The sequence below is a fragment of the Bacillus cereus group sp. BfR-BA-01383 genome (genome assembly GCF_022663495.1).
Taxonomy (GTDB): Bacteria; Bacillota; Bacilli; order Bacillales; family Bacillaceae_G; genus Bacillus_A; species Bacillus_A cereus_AU.
Genome location: NZ_JAKUFP010000001.1, coordinates 1 through 25,152, shown reverse-complemented (window position 1 = coordinate 25,152; position 25,152 = coordinate 1). Strand labels below are relative to the sequence as shown.

The following is a 25,152-nucleotide window of genomic DNA, read 5'->3' as shown; positions in this document are numbered from 1 at the left end:
ATACGGTACATATAATTATAACAATGGTTCGTCCATATTTTATGGATGAAACCCTTGTTCTACAAATTAAAAGTGGAGTCAGGGGGTAACAGGTTGGATAAAATTTATGTGTTAGATACGAATGTGCTTTTGCAGGATCCTTTATCTATTTTTTCATTTGAAACCAATGAAGTAGTGATTCCGGCAGTTGTATTAGAAGAGGTTGATTCGAAAAAACGTTATATGGACGAAGTAGGACGAAACGCTCGTTATGTATCCAAGTTAATAGACAAATTTCGTGAAATAGGAAAGCTGCATGAAAGTATTCCGTTAGAAAACGGCGGTACATTTCGTATTGAATTAAATCATCGTTCATTTGTTCAACTACAAGATATTTTTGTAGAAAAAACAAATGATAATCGAATTTTAGCTGTAGCAAAAAATCTATCTTTAGAAGAACAAGAAAAAGAGGACGGGAAGTCTGTTATTTTAGTAAGTAAAGACGTGCTCGTCAGGGTAAAAGCTGATGCAATTGGATTGAAGGCGGAAGATTATTTAAGCGATCGCGTAATTGAAGTAGATAATATATACTCAGGATTTTTAGAAGGATATATATCAAAAGAACAATTGGATTATTTTTATGAAAAAGGTGAATTACCTTTATCTGAAATTGCAAACCATCCTTTTTATCCAAATCAGTTTGTAGTAATGAAAGATGCACTAGGGGGTTCTAGTTCTGCACTTGGAATTGTGGATCACTTAGGTAAGAAGGTGAAGAAACTTATTTTTCACAATGAGCAAGTGTGGGGAATACGGCCACGAAATGTGCAGCAAATAATGGGATTAGAATTGTTGCTTCGCGAAGATATTCCACTTGTAACGTTAACCGGGAAAGCTGGTACAGGAAAAACGTTACTTGCGTTAGCTTCGGGACTCATGCAAACGGAAGATTTAGGGTTATATAAAAAACTACTTGTTGCAAGGCCAATTGTTCCAGTCGGAAAAGATATTGGTTATTTACCAGGAGAAAAAGAAGAAAAATTAAGACCATGGATGCAGCCGATTTTTGATAATCTAGAGTATTTATTTAATACGAAAAAGCCAGGGGAATTAGATGCTATTTTAGCTGGAATGGGTTCGATTGAAGTAGAAGCGCTTACTTATATAAGGGGCAGAAGTATTCCAGACCAATTCATTATTATTGATGAGGCACAAAATTTAACGAAGCATGAAGTGAAGACGATATTAACAAGGGTAGGCGAAAAAAGTAAGATTGTATTAATGGGAGATCCTCAGCAAATCGATCATCCATATTTAGATGAATATAATAACGGTTTAACATACGTTGTGGAGAAATTTAAAGAGCAACGAATTAGTGGGCATGTAAAGTTTGTTAAAGGAGAGCGATCTAACTTAGCTCAACTAGCAGCAGATTTATTATAAAAAGGAGTGAGCCTAGGCTCACTCCTTTTTATACACATTAAATAATTGTGAATTTACGGATGTTACGGATCGGATTTTTTCTGTTAGATCCATCATTGAAATATAGATGCACAGGTCCGTCCTCTTTTAATGGTTTTCCTTCTTTTGAAAAACCAAGAATGGCCTTTTCGACCGTTTCTAATGGAAGTGTAATGGTAGTATCTACTGTTTCAATTTCAACTTGCATAGCGTCTTCTAGAATTTCAGCGTTAGTAAGGAAAGGATGAAATGGTATACCAAATGTTCCAGTAATCAGTTGCTCTTTTTTAAATTTCTTTACACTTTGTTGTATTGGTGGAAAAGCAGCACCATCCCGGATTTCACGATCCCAATGTTCTGAAGTGTGTTTTAAATAAGTTTCCATTTCTGACGGTTCTTCTCTAGTTTCATCAAAGAAAGTTGTTAAATCTACTTTTCGGTCATCAAAAATCCAAACAGTTGGATCTATAGTAATTGGAAAACGAACTTTTCCGTTAATAAATAAAATTTCGCTCATTGTTGTTCCCCCATTTGTGTTATACTCCCACTTTTCAGTATAATAGTATTAGACACTGTTGTCACAAAAAATGTTTCTATTGCAATTTATTAAAACTATCGCTAATATTAATAGATAGGAGAGAGTAGGACGGAAACGGAGGGAATCAATTTGGCGTCTGAGACAGTATCAAATCATCAGGAAAAGGCACTAGCCCTTCTACGAGCGGATGCAGAGAAGATTTTAAGACTTATTAAGGTGCAAATGGACCATCTTACAATGCCGCAATGTCCATTATATGAAGAAGTGTTAGACACGCAGATGTTTGGACTATCCCGCGAGGTCGATTTTGCAGTTCGCCTTGGTCTTATTGCAGAAGAACAAGGGAAAGCAATGTTAGGTGAGCTCGAACGTGAGTTATCTGCACTTCATGAAGCATTTACAAACAAACAACAATAACGGGTTCAAATAAGGGGGCTCAAACTAAAATAGTTTGAGCTTTTTATTTGTATAATAAAGCAGGAAGAACCTTTATACATATGGAATACAACAATAATTAAATCGAAACAGAGAGAGGAAATGAAATGAAAAAATTATGGAAATCGATGGATTATTCATTATTACTTCCTCTTGTTATCTTATGTGTGTTGGGAGTTATAATGGTATATAGTTCTAGTTCCATTGTTGCGATTTCAAGGCATAACTGGCCAGCAAATCACTTTTTTAAAAAACAATTACTTGCTCTAGCTATTGGAACAATACTGTTAGTGATTGTCCTTGCGATACCTTATAAATTTTGGAGAAAACGAATAATTTTGTCAGCGATGGGATTAGGGAGTCTTGTCTTACTAGCGGCAGCCTTAATTTTCGGTGAGAATGTAAATGGTGCAAAAGGGTGGATACTAGGTATACAACCGGCTGAGTTTGTAAAAATAGCAGTTATTATTATACTAGCAAACTTTTTTGCTAAGAAACAAGAGATGCAAACGCCTTTTTTACAAGGAATCATTCCACCACTAGCTGTTGTCGGTGGAGCAGTAGTAATCATTTTGCTTCAAAACGACTTAGGGACCGATATACTAATATGTGGAACTGTACTGATTATGTTCTTTTGTTCAGGAGTTAATGTTAATTTGTGGATAAAGAGATTCTTTTTAACGTCTATCATATGGATACCGGCGTTGTATTTTATTGGAAGTTACAAGTTAAGTCCGTACCAAAAAGCTCGATTCTCAGTATTTCTTGATCCGTTTAACGACCCTCAAAATGATGGATTTCAATTAGTAAATTCATTTATTGGAATTGCTTCTGGGGGGCTGAATGGTAGAGGGTTGGGGAATAGTGTGCAAAAGTATGGTTACTTACCAGAGCCGCAAACGGATTTTATTATGGCGATAATATCTGAAGAACTAGGCTTTATAGGTGTAGCTATCATTTTAATCTGTTTATTACTTATTATAATTCGTTCGTTTAGAGTGGCGCAAAAGTGTAAAGATCCATTTGGAAGTTTAATTGCGATTGGCATTGCGAGTTTACTGGGAATACAAACTTTTGTTAATGTCGGTGGTATGTCTGGATTAATACCGCTTACGGGAGTGCCTTTACCGTTTGTTAGTTATGGCGGGAGTTCCTTATTAGCTAATCTACTTGCGATGGGTATATTATTGAATATTGCTAGTCATGTAAAAAGAGAAGAGAAACAACAGAATGAGTTAATTAAGGAAAGAGAACAAGGTGGACCGCATCTTGTAGTTGTAAAATAAAAAACACATTGTGCTTTAGAGCACGATGTGTTTTTTTTCTTTTTTAATAAGTTTAAATATGATATGTTATTTTTGTATTATGTTAAAAAATATATCACATTTAATCAAATGTGATATACAATTAAGTTGTTAGAAAAGTAAGAGGTATGCTATACTATTTTTGTGAAACAAATTGATCAGAAAACTTATCATTTGTTAAAAAATAAGGTATGATGGATAAAAATAAAGTGAAGCTTTCTAAGTATAATATAATGTGGAAAGTGAAGAACTTCACGCTCTTTAGGGTGTGTATATATTTTATCTCTAGAGTGGTAGGAAAGTAGAGGGGGAAAATCATGACAAAGCTGCAACGTATTCAAAAAGTATTGGTAGCTAACCGTGGAGAGATTGCAATTCGTGTGTTTCGAGCTTGTTCGGAACTTGGATTAAAAACAGTTGCAATCTATTCGAAAGAGGATAGTGGTTCTTATCATCGCTATAAAGCCGATGAGTCCTATTTAGTTGGGGAAGGGAAAAAGCCAATTGATGCTTATCTAGATATTGAGGGCATTATTGAGATTGCGAAAACTAATCATGTAGATGCAATCCACCCTGGATATGGTTTCTTGTCAGAAAATATTCAATTCGCAAAACGTTGTGAAGAAGAAGGGATTATCTTTATCGGTCCAAAAAGTAAGCATTTAGATATGTTTGGGGATAAAGTTAAAGCAAGAACACAAGCGCAGCTAGCACAAATCCCGGTTATTCCTGGTAGTGATGGTCCAATAAATTCATTAGAAGAAGTCGCAGAATTTGCTGAAAAGTATGATTACCCGATTATTATTAAAGCGTCCCTTGGCGGTGGCGGTCGTGGTATGCGTATTGTACGTACTAGTGAAGAATTAAGAGAATCGTATAATCGAGCGAAGTCAGAAGCAAAAGCAGCCTTTGGTAATGATGAAGTATACGTAGAAAAATTCGTTGAAAAACCTAAACATATAGAAGTACAAATTTTAGCAGATGAAGAGGGAAATGTTGTTCATTTATACGAACGTGATTGTTCTGTACAACGTCGTCATCAAAAAGTTGTAGAAATTGCACCGAGTGTGTCGCTGTCAGATGATTTGCGTCAACGTATTTGTGAAGCTGCTGTTAAATTGACGAAGAATGTGAATTATTTAAACGCAGGAACAGTAGAATTCCTTGTAAAAGATAATGATTTCTATTTCATTGAAGTAAATCCACGTGTTCAAGTGGAACATACGATTACAGAGATGATTACAGGAGTGGATATCGTTCAATCACAAATTTTAATAGCTGATGGACATGCGTTACATAGTAAGGTAGTAGGTGTACCAAAGCAAGAGGAAGTGGTTGTACATGGTTTTGCAATCCAATCTCGTGTAACGACTGAGGATCCACTAAATAATTTCATGCCGGATACAGGAAAAATAATGGCGTACCGATCAGGTGGTGGTTTTGGTGTGCGTCTTGATACAGGTAATAGTTTCCAAGGTGCAGTTATTACACCTTACTATGATTCTTTACTTGTAAAAGTTACAACTTGGGCGCTTACTTTTGAGCAAGCTGCTGCAAAAATGGAACGTAACTTAAAAGAATTCCGTATTCGTGGTATTAAAACAAATATTCCATTCCTAGAGAATGTAGTAAAACATAAAAACTTTTTATCAGGAGAATATGATACTTCGTTTATTGATGTGTCACCTGAACTATTCTTGTTCCCGAAACGTAAAGACCGTGGAACGAAAATGTTAAATTATATTGGTTCAGTAACAGTAAATGGTTTCCCTGGAGTAGGGAAAAAAGAGAAGCCAATTTTCCCTGATGCTCGTATACCAAGCGTAAAATACTCAGAGCCAATCCAAAATGGAACGAAACAAATTTTGGATGAGCGTGGGGCGGATGGATTAGTAAAGTGGGTACAAGATCAAAAACGTGTACTTTTAACGGATACAACATTCCGTGATGGACATCAGTCATTACTTGCAACTCGTATTCGTACAAAAGATTTACATCAAATTGCAGAGCCAACAGCGAGAATGTTACCAAACCTATTCTCAGCGGAAATGTGGGGCGGTGCAACGTTTGATGTCGCGTATCGTTTCTTAAAGGAAGATCCATGGGAACGTTTACTAGATCTTCGTGAAAAAATGCCGAACGTTTTATTCCAAATGTTACTCCGTTCTTCAAACGCAGTAGGTTACAAAAACTATCCAGATAATTTAATTCAAAAATTTGTGGAATGTTCTGCTCAAGCAGGGATTGATGTGTTCCGTATTTTTGATAGCTTAAACTGGGTAGAAGGTATGAGAGTTGCGATTGATGCTGTACGAGATACAGGTAAAATTGCAGAAGCGACAATGTGTTACACAGGGGATATTCATGATCCGTTACGTAGCAAGTATGATTTGAATTATTATAAAAACTTAGCAAAAGAATTAGAAGCATCAGGAGCTCATATATTAGGAATCAAAGATATGGCAGGCTTACTAAAACCTAACGCGGCATATGATTTAGTTTCTGCATTAAAAGAGACGGTATCGATTCCGATTCACCTACACACACACGATACGAGTGGAAATGGTATATTAACGTATACGAAGGCGATTGAAGCTGGTGTAGATATTGTCGATGTAGCAGTGAGCTCTATGGCTGGTCAAACGTCACAACCAAGTGCGAATACACTATACTATGCATTAGGCGGAAATGAAAGACAACCAGATGTTAATATAGATTCATTAGAAAAATTATCTCATTATTGGGAAGATGTACGTAAATACTATGCACCGTTTGAAAGTGGTATGAATGCACCTCACACAGAGGTATATATGCACGAAATGCCGGGCGGACAATATAGTAATCTTCAGCAACAAGCTAAAGCTGTTGGTTTAGGAGATCGCTTTGATGAAGTAAAAGTAATGTACCGTCGTGTGAATGACATGTTTGGGGATATTGTAAAAGTAACGCCATCATCAAAAGTTGTTGGTGATATGGCATTATTTATGGTTCAAAATCACCTGACAGAACAAGATGTTTTAGAACGAGGACATTCTATGGACTTCCCGGGATCTGTTGTTGAAATGTTCTCAGGAGATTTAGGACAACCATACGGTGGTTTCCCGAAAGAATTACAAGAAATTATTTTAAAAGGGAAAGAGCCGTTAACAGTAAGACCAGGTGAATTACTAGAGCCAGTAGATTTTGACGCTTTAAAAGAAGAGTTATTCCATAAACTCGGACGCGAAGTAACGATTTTTGATGTAGTTGCATATGCATTATATCCAAAAGTATTTATGGACTACGAAAAAGTTGCTGAGCTTTATGGCAATGTATCTGTGCTCGATACACCGACATTCTTCTATGGTATGAGACTTGGTGAAGAAATCGATGTGGAAATTGAACAAGGTAAAACATTGATGGTTAAACTAGTATCAATTGGAGAACCTCAGCCGGATGGAAATCGTGTTCTTTACTTGGAATTCAATGGTCAACCACGTGAAATTGTTGTGAAAGATGAAAGTGTGAAAGCAACAGTTGCCCAACGTATGAAAGGAAACCGTGAAAATCCAAATCATATTAACGCAACAATGCCAGGAACGGTTATTAAAGTAGTTGTAAAAGAAGGCGATGAAGTGAAAAAAGGCGATTCTATGGCAATTACGGAAGCGATGAAAATGGAAACGACAGTTCAAGCGCCATTCAATGGTAAAGTGAAGAAAGTATATGTTAATGATGGGGATGCAATTCAAACGGGTGACTTACTTATTGAATTAGATCACTAAAATATAAAAAGAGCTGTGTGAAAGCACAGCTCTTTTTATATTGTAAAACCTCGATTGATGTTAACAAATAATCAGCGAACGAGGACGAAATTGTCACTGACGTAAGTTTTACTGTATTACAAAGAATACCTTGCCAAAATGGCAAGGTATTTAATATTTATTCTGTTCGCTTAGAAGTCAACTCTGCTTCTTTTGCGTTCACGGTACTTCTTGTACTTAACATAACTAAATAGCATAGTACAGCAAACAAGCAAGAAATGAAGAGTGAATGTAATAATGCCATTGGCAAACTAGCATTTGTAAATACGACTAAAATGCCGACTACAGCTTGAAGTGTAACAAGGATAAATGAAATGATCCATCCCCAGTATATTACACGTTGCTGTTTGTAATGGCGAATAGCAATAATCATTGCATATAGTATCCAAGCGAAAATTAACATTGCTGCAAATCTATGTCCCATTTGAACCCACTCATGTAGTTGAGTTGGCATAGGTCTATTCTTGCTACATAAAGGGAAGTCTGGACAGGCTAAGGTAGCTCGTTCGTGACGTACTAAAGCGCCCGTGTAGACAACGATATAACAGTAAATTGTTACACCATAAATATGAAATTTCATCTTTTTGTCCATAATGAGTGAGCGTGCATCAAATTTCTGATCAATTTCAAAAATAAGGCACGTTAACAAAATGACAGAAGCGAATGAAATTAAGGAAATACCGAAATGGATAGCAAGTACAGCTGGAATTTGACCCCAAACAACTGCTGCCGCTCCCATTAATGCTTGTGCAACTAAAAATACGAAGGATAAAATTGCTAACGTTTTTGTTTCGCGCACATGTTTATAATATTTCCAGGACAAAATACAAAGGAGAGTGACGAGAATCCCTGCTGATCCTGATGTTAAACGATGACTTAGTTCAATAATAGTTTCCATGGATAAATTAGATGGAACTAATTCACCGTTACAAAGTGGCCATGATTTACCGCAGCCTTGGCCAGAACCTGTTTTTGTAACTAAAGCGCCTCCTAGTAATACTACTAATAAATCAAGGCTTGTAATGACTGCTAACCATTTAATAAAGCGTTGCAATCTCTTTCACCATCTTTCTGCTATGAAGTTATTGCGAAATATTTTCATTCCATTATGTATAGAATAAAACGCGCTAGTTCCTATGATATATAAAAAATAATAAAATAGCAAAGAAATGGCGGGGGATGACAAGCTAGAGAAAACGGGTGTGAAAATAGGGTTTATAAGGAAATTTTTAGGTGAAAAACAGGCTATTTTGAAAAGAAATGGGGAGAATACGTGTTAAATATGACAAAATAGTTTATTATAGAAGGTAACATCATGTTATGATAAAGGTAGGTAAGAATTAAGTTTTTTATATTCGACACAAAAAGTTCATGTTTTCTTCACAAAATGTTCGGGAAATATGATTTAATATATTGGAGTATGGGCGTAGATTAGTAGTAGAATGGGTTAACAATATTTCTACTGTAATAATATTGCTATATAGAAGCGAATTATTTCATTTGAAATAGGCGCAAAAAGAAAGATGAAAGTTTTAAGAGGGGGTTAAAGTGATGAACCATGCAACAAGTGAGCTGCATGATGAGTCAGCTGTAACAAGTGTACCGGAAACAACTCGGTTACAAGATTTATCAGCGCTCGTTAAAATGGGGATTGTAAACTCAAATACACTTACTGTATTTACAGGATTTTGGTTGGCGTTACACTTTAATGGATTAAGTGTGATGGACAATCTGGATAAGTTATTTTTTACAATCGTTGGTTCTGGATTAATTATGGCAGGGGTATGTTGCTTAAATAACTATATTGATCGAGACATCGATCCGTTAATGGAAAGAACAAAAACACGTCCAACGGTTACTGGAAAGTATAAACCAGGATTCGCACTTACATTTGGATTAGTTATATTACTTCTTGGATTTGTATTCTTATTATTAACAACACCGATGGCAGTATTAATGGGATTTATTGGTGCTTTCACATATGTTGTCTTATACACTTTATGGACAAAGAGAAAGTATACATTAAATACTGTTGTAGGTAGTATATCTGGAGCAGTTCCACCTTTAATTGGATGGGCAGCAGTTGATCCAACTTTAGGTCATCCAATTGCTTGGATGTTATTTTTAATTATGTTTATTTGGCAAATCCCACATTTCCTCGCATTAGCGATGAAACGTGTTGATGAATATCGAAATGCAGGAATCCCAATGCTTCCTGTAGTTCATGGATTTGAAATTACGAAACGCCAAATCATGATTTGGACAGTATGTTTATTACCACTACCATTTTATATGAGTGGACTTGGGATAACATTTATGGTAATCGCAACATTGCTTAACATCGGATGGATCGTTTTAGGGTTTTATGGCTTCCGTAAGAAAGATGACATCAAATGGTCCGTACAAATGTTTGTTTATTCCCTAAATTATTTAACAATCTTATTTGTATCAATGATTGTAGTTACATTCTTCTAAGACAACGACATAATTGGATTTCTTTACGTTGAGATTTACTTTACTTAACTATAAAGTACAATCTAATTCACAAAGAAAGTGGGGGTTGTTTGTATGAAGAAACAGTGGCGACTGCTTTCGTTCGTTTCACTGCTGGCTTTACTGTTAGGGGGATGCGGTAAAGCCTTTCAATCTACTTTAATTCCGCAAGGAGAAGTAGCAAAAATGCAATATGATTTACTCTTACTAGCAAGTGCGATCATGGTAGGAGTAGTACTAGTAGTTACTATTATTTTCTTATATGTAATTGTGCGTTTCCGACAAAAGAAAGGTCAGGAAGATTATATTCCAGAGCAAGTTGAAGGAAATCACAAACTAGAAATTATATGGACAGTTATTCCGATTATTCTTTTACTAATCTTAGCTGTTCCAACGGTTACATATACATTCAAACTTGCTGATGTAAGTGCGATGGAGAAAAAGAATATTGATAAAGATACTATCGTTGTTGATGTAACAGCGAATCTTTATTGGTGGGAATTTTCTTACAAATCAGAAAAAATAGTCACTTCTCAAGATTTAGTCATCCCCACAGGTAAGAAAGTGTATTTGAATTTGAAGGGTGCCGATATTAAACATTCATTTTGGGTTCCATCTTTAGCTGGGAAAATGGATACCAACACAGATAATGTGAACAAAATGTGGTTAAAGGCAGATAAATCAGGCACTTATAATGGTTTTTGTACAGAATTTTGCGGCCCATCACATTCTTTAATGCAATTTAAAGTGAAAGCTTTAGATGAAAGCGAGTACAAAAAATGGCTTGCTGATATGAAAAAGATTGATGGGAAAAAAGAAGTAGCTTCAACAAAAGCGCAAGAGGGCCAAGAAATATTTAATAAAAGTTGTATTGGTTGTCATGCAGTTGGATCTAATGATAGTAGACCACCTTCCGCTCGTATCGCACCAAACTTAGCGAACTTTGCTGATCGCGATACAGTTGCCGGTATTGCCGAAAACAATGAAGAAAATTTGAAAAAATGGCTTAAAGATCCTGAAAATACGAAGCCAGGAAATAAAATGACTGGTAAATATGGCAACTTAACGGATGATCAAATTGATGCATTAAATGCATATTTACAAACGTTAAAAGTTGAAAAGTAAAGAGGGATTATTCGCGAAGGGGAGGTTGAAGACGTGAGTTCTGTAGCAAAAAAACAGGGGATGGGTGCTGTCATATGGGATTATTTAACGACAGTAGACCATAAAAAGATTGCCATTCTCTATTTAATTGCAGGTGGGTTGTTTTTTATAGTAGGCGGACTAGAAGCATTATTTATTCGCCTTCAATTAGCGATTCCTAACAATGCCTTTCTTGTTGGGGATGCTTATAATCAAGTATTAACGATGCACGGTACAACAATGATTTTCCTCGCAGCTATGCCACTCGTGTTTGCATTTATGAACGCCGCCGTACCACTGCAAATTGGTGCGCGTGATGTAGCGTTCCCGTTTTTGAATTCACTTGGATTTTGGTTATTTTTCTTTGGTGGAGTATTTTTAAATTTAAGTTGGTTTTTAGGTGGAGCACCAGATGCAGGTTGGACATCTTATGCATCTTTAGCTTTAGCCTCTAAAGGCCATGGTGTTGATTTTTATGTGCTCGGTTTACAAATATCTGGTATTGGTACATTAATTGGTGGTATTAACTTCCTTGTTACAATTATAAATATGCGTGCGCCAGGAATGACGTATATGCGTATGCCGATGTTTACATGGACAACATTTGTCACATCTTCGCTTATATTATTCGCTTTTCCACCGTTAACTGTAGGATTAGGACTTTTAATGTTAGATCGTTTATTTGGAACAAGTTTCTTTAATCCAGTATTAGGTGGAAATACAATTATATGGGAGCATCTATTCTGGATTTTCGGTCATCCAGAAGTATACATTCTTATACTCCCAGCTTTCGGAATATTCTCAGAAATCTTCGCGACATTTTCGAAAAAACGATTATTTGGTTATTCATCGATGGTGTTTGCGACAGTATTGATTGGATTTTTAGGTTTTATGGTATGGGCGCATCACATGTTTACAGTGGGCCTTGGTCCAGTTGCAAATGCTATTTTCTCGGTTGCAACAATGGCGATTGCAGTTCCGACAGGTATTAAAATATTCAACTGGCTCTTTACAATGTGGGGCGGAAGTATTCGTTTTACAACACCAATGATGTGGGCAGTAGCTTTTATTCCATCATTCGTAATGGGTGGAGTTACCGGCGTTATGCTTGCATCTGCACCAGCTGATTATCAATTTCATGATAACTATTTCGTAGTAGCGCACTTTCATTATGTAATCGTTGGTGGTGTGGTATTTGGTTTACTTGCGGGGGCTCATTATTATTGGCCACTGATGTTTAATAAAGTGTTAAATGAAACGTTAGGAAAGATAACATTTTGGTTATTCTTTGTCGGATTCCATTTAACGTTCTTTATTCAGCATTTCCTTGGATTAATTGGTATGCCACGTCGTTACTACACATACCTAGAGGGGCAAGGATTGGAAATGGGAAATATGATTAGTTCTATTGGAGCGATTTTTATGGCTCTTGGAACGATTGTTCTTCTATTTAATGTAATTAAAACAACGGTATCAAAAGAGAAGGCTGGTCGTGATCCGTGGGATGGACGTACATTAGAATGGACAATGCCAGCACCTACACCGGAATACAATTTTAAACAATTACCATTTGTTCGCGGGTTAGATCCGTTCTGGATTGAAAAACGTGAAGGGAATAAAGAGATGACAGCTGCGGAACCAGTTGGTGATATTCATATGCCGAATGCTTCATTTTCACCGTTTGTTATTTCTCTAGGTCTATTTATAGCCGCTTTTGGTGCGATGTACATGCAAGGTGGCAAAGATAAATTTTGGTTATTAGTAGCAATTATAGGTTTAATCATTACATTCGGTACAATGTTCCTTCGCTCAGTAAAAGATGATCATGGATATCATATTCATAAGGAAGACTTAGAAGATAAGGGGGGCAAGGCATAATGCATGTAGATGAAAAATTAACGAATGAAACATTTCCAGCAGAGCCTGAAAAAGCAACCCTTGAGGGAAAAAATAAGTTTGTCGGTTTTTGGTTATTTCTTGGAGGCGAAACAGTGTTGTTCGCTTCCTTGTTTGGCACATATTTAGCGTTAAAGAATTCTACAAATGGTGGGCCGACATCTCAAGAGATGTTTCAAATGCCGCTCGTTTTCATCATGACGATGCTTTTGTTAACAAGTAGTTTGACTAGTGTGTATGCAATGTATCATATGAAAAATTTCAACTTCAAGAAAATGAAACTGTGGCTACTTATAACAGTGTTGCTTGGCTTAGGGTTTTTGGGATTTGAAATATATGAGTTTTATCATTATACACATGAATTTAAGCATACTATGAGAAGTAGTGCATTTGGCTCTGCATTTTATGCTCTTGTTGGTACACATGGACTCCACGTATTGTTTGGATTGTGTTGGATATTGACATTAATCTTTAGAAATGCGAAGCGGGGCTTAAATTTATACAATGCACCAAAGTTTTATGTTGCATCAATTTATTGGCACTTTATTGACGTAGTTTGGGTGTTTATTTTCACTGTAGTATATTTGATGGGAATGGTGGGATAAACAATGGTAATCAAACAAACGAATAACCCTAAAGTTGATCTTGTTTATCGGAAGAGAAAAAGTGCAGAGGAAATGAGACATCAAGTTATTACGTTTGCACTAATGATTTTCCTAACATTAGTTGCATTTGTAGCAGTGGCATATCCAAAAACTTTTAGTCCGATTTTCTCTGTTCCGTTTATTTTACTATTAGCAGTGGTGCAAGTAATTTTTCAATTGTATTATTTTATGCATATGAGTCATAAAGGACATGAAGCGGCGAGTTTCTTTCTCTATTCGGGCTTGCTAATAGGGCTAATTACAATATTAGCTTTCATGACAATTGTATGGATTTAAAAAGTAAGACATAGGGGACTTGTGCTATCACAGTCCCCTATTCACGTTAAGTGAAAGGAGAAAACAGTTTTCAGAAGGTAGGTGTGGAAAATGGATAACTTATGGATATTCGGTTTTCAAGCTTTATGGAGTCCTATATTTATGTTGTTTATGATTTCGATTTTGATTGGGTACTTTTTAATTATTGGGCCGTATAGAGAACGATTTGAAAATACGACTAAAGTAAGTAAAAAACAGATTTTCTATTTTACAATCGGAATTGTTCTTTTGTATTTTGTAAAGGGGGGACCAATCGATTTAATAGGACATATTGTATTTAGTGCACATATGTTTGAAATGGCGATTATGTATATTGCAGTACCACCTTTATTACTACTTGGTATACCAGTTTGGTTATATCGTTATATTACTTCTTTTAAGTTTGTTCAAATTATGTTGAAAATCTGTGCAAAACCACTCATTGCTTTGTTTGTATTTAATGGCTTATTTTCTTTTTATCATTTGCCAGTTGTATTTGATACTGTAAAACAAAGTCAAGTTTTACATCCTATTTGCCTTGCTATTTTGTTTTTTGCAGCAATGATGATGTGGTGGCCGATGCTAAATCCATTACCAGAATATCAAACGTTAAGTGATATAAAAAAACTGGGTTACATGTTTGCTAACGGTATATTATTAACGCCAGCTTGTGCATTAATCATTTTTGCGACTGCCCCGTTATTTGCAACGTATACGGATTCAGCTGCTTGGATGAAAGCGATGGAACTATGTGTACCAGCAGGAACTTTATCAGATTTAAATATAACTGGACCAGAATTTTTGCACTGGATGCCAGTAGTACAAGACCAACAAACTGGCGGTATCATTATGAAAATTGTCCAGGAAATAGTGTACGGTACGATTATTGGCTATGTATTCTTTAGATGGGCACGTAGAGAACGCGAAAAGGATAAAGAGCAGTTGCGACAATTACCACCTTATTTGCAGACGAAATAAAGTGAAACTTTAATCAGTGGGGGTTTTGTTCATCCCCCACTGATTATTAGTTGAACCAATCGGGCGTTTACTGCCCGTTAATGCGGGATAAAAAACGAGTGCATCAGTATGATGCACTCGTTTTTGGTTACTCGATAATTTGAAATTCTTTTAATTCTTTTTCGACATTTTGAAGGAGTTGTTCACTTTTTTGGAGTACATTCGTTGGGAAAGTCTCATCATCACCATATTCAACGCCATGAGGATAATAATGCTTTCCTAATAAGGGAGGGAGTAGTTTTACTTCAGCGTGTCTGCTGCCGATGTCACCTTCAATAGCAATACCTTGCACTCGCAAATAATAAACATCCGTTAATATCTCAAATTTATAATCGTATGTAACCCGTTCATAATCCCACTGTCCAGCAAGTACAAAATGGTTATTTTCCATAATTTCAGTTAAAAGTGTTAAATCAACGACTGCCCCGTTAAATTTCGTATTTGTAAATTGCATAGAATACCTCCTTTTTTAATATTACATCATTATTTTTATAATAGTATGAATAATAAGAAAGTGCAATTCATATTGAGAGAAAAGGGATAATCCAGACTTTTTTCACGAAAATATGATATAGTGAGAAGAGTACGGTACACACAAAAAAGGAAATAAAAGGATTTGTGTATATCTCAATTTTATGTTTTTTTGCAGGAGGTATATCGTTTGAAGAAATTATTGCGTATCGTAATGATTACAATTTTAATTTTAGCTGTTGATTTATACGGGAAATTACTCGTTTCACAATATATATTAACCCCCTCGCAATCAAAGCAAGAAAATAAGATTGTGAAAAAGAAAAAGAAATTAATTGAAGACTCATCAGACACTGTTTTAAATATGATTGGTGGGGATTCTGAAAACTTATTAGCGAAGTGGGGCGAACCATCTCGAATCGAGCCATCTGCTTACGGATATGAATGGTGGGTGTACAATCAAGATTTAGCTCATTATGTTCAATTTGGGGTTGCTGAACGTAAAGTTGTAACGGCGTATGTTGCTGGTGAACAAGTTAAGGTGACGCCTTATTATATAAATGAAAAGTATGAAGAAGTATATAAAAAGAATCCGTTCTCACATGAGATTTCATTAAAAAGAGGAAAGAATAGTTATCAATTTGAGTTATCTGATACCGAAGTAATGGAACAGCCATTAATATCTGTAGAAGATGGGTGGGCACAATTATATTTTGATCATTTTACACATGAGCTTGTTGGTGTTCGTTATATGGATGATGAAACGTTATTACGACAAAGGCCGTATCAACTTGTTTATTCAGGTGAATTATTGGAAGAACAACCATTGACGCCAGAAAAAATGAAACAAGTAGAGAATGGAAATATGCAACAAATTTTTGATTTAACAAATATTATTCGAAGTCGTCATGAATTGCCGTTGTTAACATGGGATCAACCAACAGCAGATGTTGCTATTGGTCATAGTAAAGATATGAAGGACAATAATTATTTTTCACACGATTCACCTACATTAGGTACGTTAGGAGATCGTTTGCAACGCGGGCAAGTAGGGTTTCAACTTGCTGGTGAGAACATAGCCGCGCAACATAGTGATGGGATTGCGGCGGTACAGGGCTGGTTAAATAGTGAGGGCCATAGAAAAAATTTATTAAATGAACAATTTACCGGATTAGGTGTTGGGGTATATGATAAATTTTATACACAAAACTTTATTCGAAAATAAAGTGAAACTTTAAGTAGCGGGCTGTTACGGGTAAGTAATCCCCCGGCTAACTCCCTCGGACTCACCGAATTGTACGGTGGGTATCTTACCGTATGCGAATAGCGGGATAAAAAGGTGCATGAATCGTCTAAAAATAGGCGAACCATGCGCCTTTTTTTTCTTACAATATAGTAGAAACACATGAAGAGGTGAGGATTATGCCAACAACAAAAGGGCCGTTACATCCATCGGTTCAACAGTTTAAAGAGTTTGTAAACCATCACCCTAAAATGGTTCATGAGGTTAGAAGTGGTGGGAAAACTTGGCAACAATTTTATGAAGAATGGTACTTAGTTGGTGAAGAAGATCCAATTTGGGCAACTTATAGACCTGATGGAGCGCCTGCATTTTCTTCAGCAAAAAAAAATGAGAAAGTAAAAGAAAAAGATAATCGAACTGAAGAGGAAAAAACTGCTGATGTGATGGGGCAAATGCTTTCTTTCTTTAAAAAGCTAGATGTGGAACAAATGCAGCACCATTTAGCCAATGTGACAAGTGCAATTGGTAGCGTACAGCAAGTCATTCAACAGTTTCAAGGAAAGCGCGAGCAGCAAGAACAAAGTACTTCAGAAAATAATCCATTTTTCTTTCAGAAGGATTAGGGGGAAAGATGATGAGAGCAGAACTTATGGAGTTTATAAAAGCTGATGAGGATTTATCTCGCTACATTAGGGAGCAGCCGTACTGGTATAGGAAATTAACGCGAAACCCCGAAGAAAAAGAGGCTTTTGAGCTAGCCGCAATGCAACATTTCAAAAAAACGATACCAGATAAAGTAGAAAAATTTCAAAATCAATTGTCTGTTGCTTCGATTATGATTGATATGTTTCAGTATATGAAGCAGCAAAATGCGACATAATTGGGAATGAAAAATATGTCCGTCATGCGTAACTTTTGTTACAATAGAAATGGATTATTTAAAAAGGAGTTGCAGCATGACGGAAATTTGTTTAGTGCGACATGGACAAACTGATTGGAATTTTCAAGAAATTATTCAGGGACGAGAAGATATTCCGCTTAATGAAGTTGGGAAGAAGCAAGCGAGTCAAAGTGCAGCTGCTTTACAACCAGAACCGTGGGATATAATTATAAGTAGCCCGTTAATTAGAGCGCAAGAGACAGCTAAGGAAATCGCAGCGGCAGCTGGATTTCAATCGATTTTATTAGATGAGCGATTTGTTGAACGAAACTTTGGAGAAGCTTCAGGGAAGCCAGTTGCGGCTGTCAGAGAGTTAATTGCAGAGGGCAAAGTGGAAGGTATGGAGCAAGATGAAGAGATTGTAGCTCGTTGCTTTGCTGCTTTAGAAGATGTTGCAGCAACTCATTTTGGTAAACGTATTATTATTGTTGCTCATTCACATGCAATAAAAGCGATTTTACATGCAATTGCACCAGATGAAATTACGTTTAAGACACCATTAAAAAACGCGTGTATTAGTTATGTGAAACAAAGTAATGGGGAATGGGATGTTCTTAAATATAATATAGCGGAACATATTAATGCATAAGTTTATATGGATATTATGTGAAGAATAGTTATGATCCTATCTTTCTTTTAAGTGAGGCACTTCAATTAGTAGTTCTATTCTAAATGTGGTATGATGGATATTCGGAGGTGTCTCTCATGATTGTAGCGACGCTAGAAAGCGTATTAATATTAGATAAAGCAGAGCAACTTGCAAAAGTGATTATCTGTTCAGATATAGCAGAAGATTATCGTAAGTGTTATAAAGAATTGCATGAAGATATGGAAGTTCAAGCGCTAATTCAGCAATTTACAGCGATGAAAGAACGGTATGAGGAAGTACAACGTTTTGGGAAATACCACCCTGACTATACTATCGTGTCAACGAAAATGAGAGAATTAAAGCGTTCTGTAGACTTGCATGATAAGATTGCGACTTTTAAACGAGCAGAAACTGCTTTGCAAAAGTTATTGGATGAAGTGAGTGTAGCAATCGGTTCGGAGGTATCTTCTTCCATTAAAGTGCCAACAGGAAATCCATTCTTTGATGCTGGAGGCTGCGGTGGAGGCTGTGGTACTGGCGGCGGTTGCGGTTGTAAAAAAACGGGGTGATGTACCCCGTTTTTTAGAAGATGGAAGAAAACGTATACAGAGTTTGTCCAATTGTGTCATAAATTTCTGATTGGTTTTCATATAATATAAAATATAAGTTTTAAAAAGGAGAAGATGGAGAAGATTATGTTCGGGCAACGACAAAGTATGATTGTTTATTTACATTCATTGAAACATGCCAAGATTTTAAGGAAATATGGAAACATACATTACATATCAAAACGATTAAAATATGCCGTTGTGTATTGTGATATGGAACAAATTGAGCATATGATGCATAAGTTGAACAAGCTTCCTTTTGTGAAAAAGATAGAACAGTCGTACCGTCCGTTTTTAAAAACGGAATTTGAAAATTCCCGTCCTGATCGGGCAAAGGAATACGATTATAGTTAAGTGAAAAAACCCCTGCTAAATTTAGCGGGGGTTTTTTCGCTTGAAATAACGTGTTACTTCATTGGAGGAATGAAGTTGTTCATTCGCAAAATACCAATTAGATGATTAAAAAATAGTTCTTTTTCAGGGAAAGTTGTTGACGGTTTTACAGTAAAGGTAGTGACTTTTTTCCCTATTTGTTCTGCCATTTCTTCAAATAAAACGACACGTTTGCTTTTTTTATTTTCGAGTACAGGAATGCCTTCACGACATATGTATAATGGCTGGAAATCACCAGTAGTTGTAGGTTTTAGTATTACAACAAGTGAACATACTTTTTGTTCGTTTTTTACAGTTTCAAATTGTAACATATGTGTTATGCGTTCTTGGTTTGCTTTGGCAATTTCAAGTAATTCATATAAGTCAGAGTAGCCTTCTCCGAGTTCTATAAAGCGTTGAATCATATTTTTTCCTCCTCTTTCTTTTACTGTACCATCTCACTTTTTAAATGAAAAGTAGACAAAGAAAAAAACCCTGCAATGCAGGGCCCTTCTTATGCTAGTATGTACTAGCAAGAAGGCAAAGGGAGAGGAGAAACCGGAGGAAGAACTTATGGGGAAACGTAAGTCTTCTCCGCGGTTGGCAACAACATCGAAGGTGATGTTGTTATATTTATTTATGTCCAATCTAAATGAAGATATACATAATGAAATTAAAATTTATGTTAGGCTTTTTATTTTTCTTTTTTTTATTTTATGATAGGATAAAAAAGGTAAAGTGGAACTAATATACGTAATGGGTTCGTATTAGCAAATGGTGAGATGAATATATATAAAATGACGAGCGGTTATTTTAAGCCAAAGTTCCTTATTGTAAGTTGAAAGGTGAATGAAACACTTCATGGAATAGTATAGTTTGGTAGCGGTTACCGAATTGAGAAGGATTTTCTATAATCGCTCGATAGATTGAAATAAAGGTAGTGACAACAGATGAGAGTAGTTTCAGGTAAATGTAAAGGGCACCCACTTAAAGCGGTGCCTGGTAATACAACACGTCCAACGACAGATAAAGTGAAAGAATCTATTTTTAATATGATAGGTCCTTATTTTGATGGTGGTATTGCCCTTGATTTATTTGGTGGTAGTGGTGGTCTTGGAATTGAGGCCATAAGTAGAGGGATTGATAAAGCGATCTTTGTTGATCGAGATAGTAAAGCAATAAAAGTAATTCATCAAAATTTAGAAAGTTGTAGAATACAGGAACAAGCGGAAGTATATCGGAATGATGCGGAGCGTGCGGTAAAGGCACTTATAAAACGTGAAATATCATTCGATCTTATATTAATTGATCCGCCATATAAAGAGCAAAAAATTGTATCTTTAATTAGTGTGATGGATCAACATGGATTGCTACATAGTGATGGACTAATTATGGCGGAGCATGGTAATGACGTAGTTTTACCTGATTCTATAGGCAGGCTTGCTAAAGTACGAGCTGAGAATTATGGCATTACAGCAATATCGATTTATAAGTATGAAGGTGAGGGGACAGAATGACAAGTATAGCTATTTCTTCAGGAAGTTTTGATCCAATTACCCTTGGGCATCTGGATATTATTAAAAGGGGAGCAAAAGTATTTGATGAGGTGTACGTAGTTGTCTTAAACAATTCATCAAAAAAACCGTTTTTTTCAGTTGAAGAGCGCTTAGAATTAATTCGAGAAGCAACAAAAGATATCCCGAATGTAAAAGTGGATTCACATAGTGGATTATTGGTGGAGTATGCAAAAATGCGTAATGCAAATGCGATTTTACGTGGTTTACGAGCGGTATCTGATTTTGAATATGAGATGCAAATTACTTCTATGAATCGAAAATTAGATGAAAACATTGAAACCTTCTTTATTATGACAAACAACCAATATTCATTTTTAAGCTCGAGTATTGTGAAAGAAGTCGCGAGATATGGAGGAAGTGTAGTAGATCTTGTGCCTCCTATTGTAGAGCGTGCTTTAAAAGAAAAGTTTCAAACCCCGTCAAAGTGAACGGGGTTTTTCTTTATCCCGCTATTTGTGGGCAGTAAGCCTCCTACCTCAAAATTCAGCGAAAGCAAAGAGGTTAGGTGGAAGCCCTGCTGCCCGTAAAAACCCGATTGGTGAAGGTTAATAATTAGTGGGGGATGAAGAAAACCCCCGCTGATTAAAGTTTCACTTTATTGTTACGGAAAAATAGCAAGATAACATATAAATATAAACAAAATAATGTGAATATCGGTCCGTAGTGTACGAAAGATGTCCAAATTTCATGCAGTATTGAAGAATGATTCGATAAAAATACGGGAATATTTTTTTGCATAGGTGAGAAAGAACTCACTTTTTCATAAAATGGTTTCCAAAATATAAAAGTAAAAATAGGAGCGAGAATACTTTGGATAATTCGTGCAAAAAAATATGGCTTAAATCGGATGTCTGTTTCAGCTAATATGCTAGCAACTTGTGCCTGAATAGAAAGGCCGCTAAAGCCTAAAATGAAACTTGTTACCATAGCTTGTTGCAGAAGGGGTGTTTCATTTATTTGACTAATCATTTGGCTTCCGAGTGTCATTTCAAAAATGCCAGATAATATCGGAATACTAAATTCGGTAGTTAGTTGGAAGAATGATAAAATATGTTGCATAATAAAAGAAAGGGCTGTTGTAATATGAAATACAGTAATCATTTTATTTAAAACAGAGAATAAAATAATAAATCCACCAATCATAAGTAACGTTTGAATAGAAGAAACGATAGCGTCCCCAAGTAATTTTCCTATTGGTCTTTTTTCTTGCATACGTGTCTGGTGGAGGATTGAAAAAGGATTTTGAAAAGGACGTTTTTTAGTAGTGTGTTTATCATTTGTGTTAATGGTGTTATTACCGTAAAAACGCATTAGTAGCCCGACGGCGAAGTTACTTAAATAATGTGCAGCAGCTAATACAATTCCTAATTTCGGATTATTGAAAAAACCGATAGAAACAGCTCCGAAAATAAAAAGTGGATTAGAAGAGTTTGTGAAAGATACGAGGCGCTCTGCTTCAATTTGTGTGAGTTGATTACTTTTACGTAGTCTAGCGCTTAATTTGGCGCCAGCGGGGAATCCTGAAGCCATTCCCATCGCCCAAACAAATCCACCTATCCCTGGAACGCGAAAAAGTGGGCGCATTAGTGGTTCTAATATAACGCCGATAAATTTTACAACACCAATGCTAATTAGAAGTTCCGCAATGATGAAAAACGGTAATAGTGAAGGGAATACAACTTCCCACCATATATTTAACCCTCGAATGGAAGCTTGCAAAGCAGCTTGGGGGTGGAGTACAAGAGAAAAGGTTAAAAATAGTGTTGATATGGTAAGGAAAGCCGTTTTCCATTTTTCATACATGTAAGTAAATCCCCCTTTGTCCCAAAAAACGTTCATTTCAGTATACGTGGATACGTGGTGAATTTAGACCATAAGTATGAAAAAGGGATGAAAAAAATTAAAGGGTGAGAAAAATGAAAGAACCTAAAATCGGTTTAGCTCTTGGGTCTGGTGGGGCGAAAGGATTTGCTCATATTGGCGTTATAAAAGTTTTAAGGGAAAATGGTATACCGATTCACATGATTGCAGGAAGTAGCATGGGGGCTTTAGTAGGTACATTTTATGCAGCTAGCTGTAACATTGAAAGACTGTATAAACTGGCGACTGTTTTTAAGAGGAAATATTATTTAGATTTCACGGTGCCGAAAATGGGGTTTATTGCTGGAAAACGTGTCAAAGATATGATTAAAATGTTTACATATAATAAAAATTTAGAAGAGTTAGATATCCCGACGGCTGTTGTGGCTACTGACATCTTGAAGGGGGAAAAAGTGGTTTTTACAAGTGGTCCTGTTGCAGATGCGGTGAGGGCTAGCATATCTGTACCTGGGGTGTTTGTACCAGAAAAAATAGATGGACGATTATTAGTGGATGGCGGAGTTATTGATCGCATTCCAGTATCAGTTGTGAAAGAGTTAGGAGCGGATATTGTTATCGCTGTTGATGTATCTCCAATTAAGGTGAATGGAGAGGTTACGTCTATTTACGATGTAATTATGCAGAGTATTGAAATTATGCAACATGAGCTTGTGATGAATCGACAAATTGCATCGGATTTAATGATGCGACCAGCTGTAGAACAATTTAGTTCGCGTGCTTTTACAAATATTGAAGATATTATTCGAGTCGGAGAAGTAGAAGCGGAAAAACATGTTTCAAATATTAATTTATTAATTGAGCAGTGGAAGGAGAAACATAATGTTTAAGCGTTTTCGGTTTATATATGCAATTCTAATAGGGGTTATATTGGCGATGTTACTTGTTTATGTGCGTTTACCGTATTATGTAACAAAACCAGGAATGGCTGCAAAATTAGAGCCGTATGTTCAAGTTGAGGGTGGAACAAAAGAATCTGGTGATTTTATGCTTGTAACGGTTTCGATGGGGCCAGCAAATGTTGTGAATTTAATAGCAGCGCAGTTTAATAAATATACACATGTATCGAAGGCGGAAGAAATACTACAAAGAGGCGAGAGTGATGAAGAATATCAATTCCGCCAAAATTATGCAATGAAAGATTCGCAAAATGCAGCGATTTACAATGCTTATAAACGTGCAAATCGTTCTGTTTCTTTTGAAAATAAAGGTGTATTAGTAGCCGGAGTGTCGAAGGGGATGCCGTCAGAAGGGAAGCTTAAACTTGGGGATGTCATCATAGCTGTAGATGGAAAAACATTCGAAAAGACGGAGCAATTTATTGAATATATGACAGGGAAAAAAGAAGGCGATACAGTAAGTATTGAGTACAAAAGAGGCGGAAAACAACTGAAAGAAAATTTAAATGTTAAGACAATCCCAAATGGGAATGGGCGTGTTGGTATAGGCGTCTCCATCGTTACGGAAAGAGAATTAGTAGTAGATCCGAAAGTGAAAATCGACTCCCATGAAATAGGGGGCCCATCAGCGGGTTTAATGTTTACATTAGAAATATATAATCAACTTGTAGAAGAAGATTTAACGAAAGGCCATGAAATAGCTGGAACGGGTACAATCAATGAAAAAGGAGAAATCGGTCCAATTGGTGGTATTCAGCAAAAAGTGGTAGCTGCTAGCGATGCTGGAGCTGAAGTGTTCTTTGCACCAAATGAAAAAGGTGCGGAGAAATCGAATTATAAAGATGCACTTGAGGCTGCGAAAGATATTAAAACAAAAATGAAAATTGTTCCAGTTGATACGCTAGATGACGCATTAATGTATTTGGAAAAAATGGATGGTAAAAAATAAACCTCTCTGAAAAAGTGAAGTGAACCCCGAAAACGGGACACCTATCAAAACACCGAAACCATCTGTTCCCTATATTCTTTAGGGGATAGGTGGTTTAATTTCTCTTGAATTCGCACACAATTGTAGTAATGAATGTATTCTAGCACAATCTTTCGCACAGTTGTGTTGGATACTTTTGTTATCTTTTGTGAATAGAAAGCTTCGCTTTTCAAATGACCAAAGAAGCTTTCCATGACGGCATTATCATGGCAATTTCCTCTCCGGGACATGCTGGTGATAATGCCTTTTTCTTTGGCATACGCTTGAAATTCCTTCGCAGTATAAATACTCCCCTGATCTGAGTGAAGGATGACATCTTTTACTTTTCGCCCTCTCATTGCTTGTTTTAATGTCTTCATCGCTAATGTTAGAGTTTGTGATTCACTGATGACATAACTAATAATTTCGCGATTAAAGGCATCCATAATCGTTGATAAATACAATGTACGTTCTCCAAATAATAAATACGTTACATCCGTAAACCACTTTTCATTTGGGGCTGACGCTTCAAATTGACGTTCTAATCGATGAGGAGCTACAACTGGTTCCGCACCATTGA

26 protein-coding genes are annotated in these 25,152 nt (G+C 36.3%); 20 read left to right on the top strand and 6 right to left on the bottom strand.

Features of this window, described 5'->3' with window-relative positions:
* The first annotated feature begins 93 nt into the window (after positions 1–93).
* Positions 94–1,422: a PhoH family protein gene (locus tag MR065_RS00130; protein WP_000358079.1), complete on the top strand. Its 1,329-nt coding sequence runs from the start codon at positions 94–96 to the stop codon at positions 1,420–1,422.
* Positions 1,423–1,459: 37 nt separating this feature from the next.
* Here MR065_RS00130 and MR065_RS00125 read toward each other — a convergent pair whose 3' ends face one another.
* On the bottom strand, positions 1,460–1,957 hold the full coding sequence (locus tag MR065_RS00125; protein ID WP_242212043.1) for a molybdopterin-binding protein: 498 nt from the start codon (positions 1,955–1,957) through the stop codon (positions 1,460–1,462).
* Between the two features lie 150 nt (positions 1,958–2,107).
* Here MR065_RS00125 and MR065_RS00120 point away from each other — a divergent pair, with 150 nt between their 5' ends.
* From MR065_RS00120 to pyc, 3 genes are all read left to right on the top strand, one after another.
* Positions 2,108–2,395, top strand: coding sequence for an Fpa/YlaN family protein (locus MR065_RS00120; RefSeq protein ID WP_000135699.1), 288 nt, complete (start codon positions 2,108–2,110; stop codon positions 2,393–2,395).
* Positions 2,396–2,520: 125 nt separating this feature from the next.
* Positions 2,521–3,699, top strand: a complete 1,179-nt coding sequence (gene ftsW, locus MR065_RS00115; RefSeq protein WP_242212042.1) for a putative lipid II flippase FtsW — start codon at positions 2,521–2,523, stop codon at positions 3,697–3,699.
* A gap of 335 nt (positions 3,700–4,034) precedes the next feature.
* Positions 4,035–7,481, top strand: coding sequence for a pyruvate carboxylase (pyc, locus tag MR065_RS00110; protein WP_242212041.1), 3,447 nt, complete (start codon positions 4,035–4,037; stop codon positions 7,479–7,481).
* A 157-nt stretch (positions 7,482–7,638) separates the two neighbouring features.
* On the opposite strand, the gene ctaA is transcribed toward pyc, so the two are convergent.
* Positions 7,639–8,574 (bottom strand): heme A synthase, encoded by a 936-nt coding sequence (ctaA, locus tag MR065_RS00105; protein ID WP_242212040.1) that lies wholly within the window; start codon positions 8,572–8,574, stop codon positions 7,639–7,641.
* Between the two features lie 497 nt (positions 8,575–9,071).
* Between ctaA and ctaB the strand changes: the two genes are divergently transcribed.
* From ctaB to ctaG, 6 genes are all read left to right on the top strand, one after another.
* Complete coding sequence (ctaB, locus tag MR065_RS00100) at positions 9,072–9,995, top strand: protoheme IX farnesyltransferase (RefSeq protein WP_097904455.1); 924 nt, start codon at positions 9,072–9,074, stop codon at positions 9,993–9,995.
* Positions 9,996–10,088: 93 nt separating this feature from the next.
* Positions 10,089–11,138, top strand: a complete 1,050-nt coding sequence (gene coxB, locus MR065_RS00095) for a cytochrome c oxidase subunit II (RefSeq protein WP_242212039.1) — start codon at positions 10,089–10,091, stop codon at positions 11,136–11,138.
* A gap of 60 nt (positions 11,139–11,198) precedes the next feature.
* Positions 11,199–13,034 (top strand): cytochrome c oxidase subunit I, encoded by a 1,836-nt coding sequence (ctaD, locus tag MR065_RS00090; RefSeq protein WP_242212304.1) that lies wholly within the window; start codon positions 11,199–11,201, stop codon positions 13,032–13,034.
* The gene (gene ctaE, locus MR065_RS00085; protein ID WP_000557857.1) at positions 13,034–13,657 is read left to right on the top strand and encodes a cytochrome c oxidase subunit III; all 624 of its coding nucleotides are present in this window, start codon (positions 13,034–13,036) and stop codon (positions 13,655–13,657) included. The genes ctaD and ctaE overlap by 1 nt, the downstream gene beginning before the upstream one ends.
* A 3-nt stretch (positions 13,658–13,660) precedes the next feature.
* Positions 13,661–13,993, top strand: coding sequence for a cytochrome c oxidase subunit IVB (ctaF, locus tag MR065_RS00080; RefSeq protein WP_065382565.1), 333 nt, complete (start codon positions 13,661–13,663; stop codon positions 13,991–13,993).
* Positions 13,994–14,083: 90 nt separating this feature from the next.
* Positions 14,084–14,989, top strand: a complete 906-nt coding sequence (ctaG, locus tag MR065_RS00075; RefSeq protein ID WP_242212038.1) for a cytochrome c oxidase assembly factor CtaG — start codon at positions 14,084–14,086, stop codon at positions 14,987–14,989.
* A 127-nt stretch (positions 14,990–15,116) separates the two neighbouring features.
* Here the strand turns inward: ctaG and MR065_RS00070 are convergent, their stop codons facing one another.
* Entirely contained in the window at positions 15,117–15,482 is a 366-nt protein-coding gene (locus tag MR065_RS00070; RefSeq protein WP_071713180.1) for a YugN family protein, read from the bottom strand.
* A 207-nt stretch (positions 15,483–15,689) separates the two neighbouring features.
* On the opposite strand from MR065_RS00070, the gene MR065_RS00065 reads away from it, so the two are divergent.
* The 6 genes from MR065_RS00065 to MR065_RS00040 all read left to right on the top strand — a co-directional run bounded on the left by MR065_RS00065 (position 15,690) and on the right by MR065_RS00040 (position 19,233).
* Positions 15,690–16,724, top strand: a complete 1,035-nt coding sequence (locus MR065_RS00065; RefSeq protein WP_097904451.1) for a CAP domain-containing protein — start codon at positions 15,690–15,692, stop codon at positions 16,722–16,724.
* A 197-nt stretch (positions 16,725–16,921) separates the two neighbouring features.
* A complete protein-coding gene (ylbD, locus tag MR065_RS00060; RefSeq protein ID WP_097904450.1) occupies positions 16,922–17,365 on the top strand; it encodes a YlbD family protein in 444 nt (147 codons plus the stop codon).
* Between the two features lie 11 nt (positions 17,366–17,376).
* Positions 17,377–17,622 carry a YlbE-like family protein gene (locus MR065_RS00055; RefSeq protein WP_097904449.1) on the top strand — a complete coding sequence of 82 codons (246 nt, stop codon included), beginning with the start codon at positions 17,377–17,379 and terminating at the stop codon, positions 17,620–17,622.
* Between the two features lie 76 nt (positions 17,623–17,698).
* Positions 17,699–18,271, top strand: coding sequence for a histidine phosphatase family protein (locus tag MR065_RS00050; RefSeq protein WP_242212037.1), 573 nt, complete (start codon positions 17,699–17,701; stop codon positions 18,269–18,271).
* Positions 18,272–18,387: 116 nt separating this feature from the next.
* Entirely contained in the window at positions 18,388–18,840 is a 453-nt protein-coding gene (locus MR065_RS00045) for a YlbF/YmcA family competence regulator (protein ID WP_097904447.1), read from the top strand.
* Between the two features lie 126 nt (positions 18,841–18,966).
* Complete coding sequence (locus MR065_RS00040; RefSeq protein ID WP_002093356.1) at positions 18,967–19,233, top strand: YlbG family protein; 267 nt, start codon at positions 18,967–18,969, stop codon at positions 19,231–19,233.
* 53 nt (positions 19,234–19,286) lie between these two features.
* Here MR065_RS00040 and MR065_RS00035 read toward each other — a convergent pair whose 3' ends face one another.
* Complete coding sequence (locus MR065_RS00035; protein ID WP_242212036.1) at positions 19,287–19,676, bottom strand: DUF7147 family protein; 390 nt, start codon at positions 19,674–19,676, stop codon at positions 19,287–19,289.
* A gap of 525 nt (positions 19,677–20,201) precedes the next feature.
* Between MR065_RS00035 and rsmD the strand changes: the two genes are divergently transcribed.
* Entirely contained in the window at positions 20,202–20,768 is a 567-nt protein-coding gene (rsmD, locus tag MR065_RS00030; protein WP_098267900.1) for a 16S rRNA (guanine(966)-N(2))-methyltransferase RsmD, read from the top strand.
* A complete protein-coding gene (gene coaD, locus MR065_RS00025; protein WP_097904444.1) occupies positions 20,765–21,256 on the top strand; it encodes a pantetheine-phosphate adenylyltransferase in 492 nt (163 codons plus the stop codon). Before rsmD ends, coaD begins: the two co-directional genes overlap by 4 nt.
* Positions 21,257–21,410: 154 nt before the next feature.
* Here the strand turns inward: coaD and ylbJ are convergent, their stop codons facing one another.
* Positions 21,411–22,631: a sporulation integral membrane protein YlbJ gene (gene ylbJ / locus MR065_RS00020; RefSeq protein ID WP_242212035.1), complete on the bottom strand. Its 1,221-nt coding sequence runs from the start codon at positions 22,629–22,631 to the stop codon at positions 21,411–21,413.
* Positions 22,632–22,744: 113 nt separating this feature from the next.
* On the opposite strand from ylbJ, the gene MR065_RS00015 reads away from it, so the two are divergent.
* The gene (locus MR065_RS00015) at positions 22,745–23,536 is read left to right on the top strand and encodes a patatin-like phospholipase family protein (protein WP_242212034.1); all 792 of its coding nucleotides are present in this window, start codon (positions 22,745–22,747) and stop codon (positions 23,534–23,536) included.
* On the top strand, positions 23,529–24,554 hold the full coding sequence (locus tag MR065_RS00010; RefSeq protein WP_097904441.1) for a SepM family pheromone-processing serine protease: 1,026 nt from the start codon (positions 23,529–23,531) through the stop codon (positions 24,552–24,554). The genes MR065_RS00015 and MR065_RS00010 overlap by 8 nt, the downstream gene beginning before the upstream one ends.
* 44 nt (positions 24,555–24,598) lie before the next feature.
* On the opposite strand, the gene MR065_RS00005 is transcribed toward MR065_RS00010, so the two are convergent.
* A partial coding sequence (locus MR065_RS00005; RefSeq protein WP_242212033.1) for an IS3 family transposase occupies positions 24,599–25,152 on the bottom strand: 554 nt, incomplete at its 5' end.

Coding starts and splice junctions, on each gene's coding strand:
- ylbD (WP_097904450.1), top strand. CDS start 16,922: ATGCCAACAACAAAAGGGCCGTTACATCCATCGGTTCAACAGTTTAAA.
- MR065_RS00040 (WP_002093356.1), top strand. CDS start 18,967: ATGTTCGGGCAACGACAAAGTATGATTGTTTATTTACATTCATTGAAA.
- ctaG (WP_242212038.1), top strand. CDS start 14,084: ATGGATAACTTATGGATATTCGGTTTTCAAGCTTTATGGAGTCCTATA.
- MR065_RS00055 (WP_097904449.1), top strand. CDS start 17,377: ATGAGAGCAGAACTTATGGAGTTTATAAAAGCTGATGAGGATTTATCT.
- ylbJ (WP_242212035.1), bottom strand. CDS start 22,631: ATGTATGAAAAATGGAAAACGGCTTTCCTTACCATATCAACACTATTT.
- MR065_RS00070 (WP_071713180.1), bottom strand. CDS start 15,482: ATGCAATTTACAAATACGAAATTTAACGGGGCAGTCGTTGATTTAACA.
- ftsW (WP_242212042.1), top strand. CDS start 2,521: ATGAAAAAATTATGGAAATCGATGGATTATTCATTATTACTTCCTCTT.
- ctaB (WP_097904455.1), top strand. CDS start 9,072: ATGAACCATGCAACAAGTGAGCTGCATGATGAGTCAGCTGTAACAAGT.
- pyc (WP_242212041.1), top strand. CDS start 4,035: ATGACAAAGCTGCAACGTATTCAAAAAGTATTGGTAGCTAACCGTGGA.
- ctaE (WP_000557857.1), top strand. CDS start 13,034: ATGCATGTAGATGAAAAATTAACGAATGAAACATTTCCAGCAGAGCCT.
- MR065_RS00010 (WP_097904441.1), top strand. CDS start 23,529: ATGTTTAAGCGTTTTCGGTTTATATATGCAATTCTAATAGGGGTTATA.
- MR065_RS00125 (WP_242212043.1), bottom strand. CDS start 1,957: ATGAGCGAAATTTTATTTATTAACGGAAAAGTTCGTTTTCCAATTACT.
- rsmD (WP_098267900.1), top strand. CDS start 20,202: ATGAGAGTAGTTTCAGGTAAATGTAAAGGGCACCCACTTAAAGCGGTG.
- MR065_RS00015 (WP_242212034.1), top strand. CDS start 22,745: ATGAAAGAACCTAAAATCGGTTTAGCTCTTGGGTCTGGTGGGGCGAAA.
- ctaD (WP_242212304.1), top strand. CDS start 11,199: ATGGGTGCTGTCATATGGGATTATTTAACGACAGTAGACCATAAAAAG.
- MR065_RS00050 (WP_242212037.1), top strand. CDS start 17,699: ATGACGGAAATTTGTTTAGTGCGACATGGACAAACTGATTGGAATTTT.
- coxB (WP_242212039.1), top strand. CDS start 10,089: ATGAAGAAACAGTGGCGACTGCTTTCGTTCGTTTCACTGCTGGCTTTA.
- ctaF (WP_065382565.1), top strand. CDS start 13,661: ATGGTAATCAAACAAACGAATAACCCTAAAGTTGATCTTGTTTATCGG.
- MR065_RS00035 (WP_242212036.1), bottom strand. CDS start 19,676: ATGATTCAACGCTTTATAGAACTCGGAGAAGGCTACTCTGACTTATAT.
- coaD (WP_097904444.1), top strand. CDS start 20,765: ATGACAAGTATAGCTATTTCTTCAGGAAGTTTTGATCCAATTACCCTT.
- MR065_RS00045 (WP_097904447.1), top strand. CDS start 18,388: ATGATTGTAGCGACGCTAGAAAGCGTATTAATATTAGATAAAGCAGAG.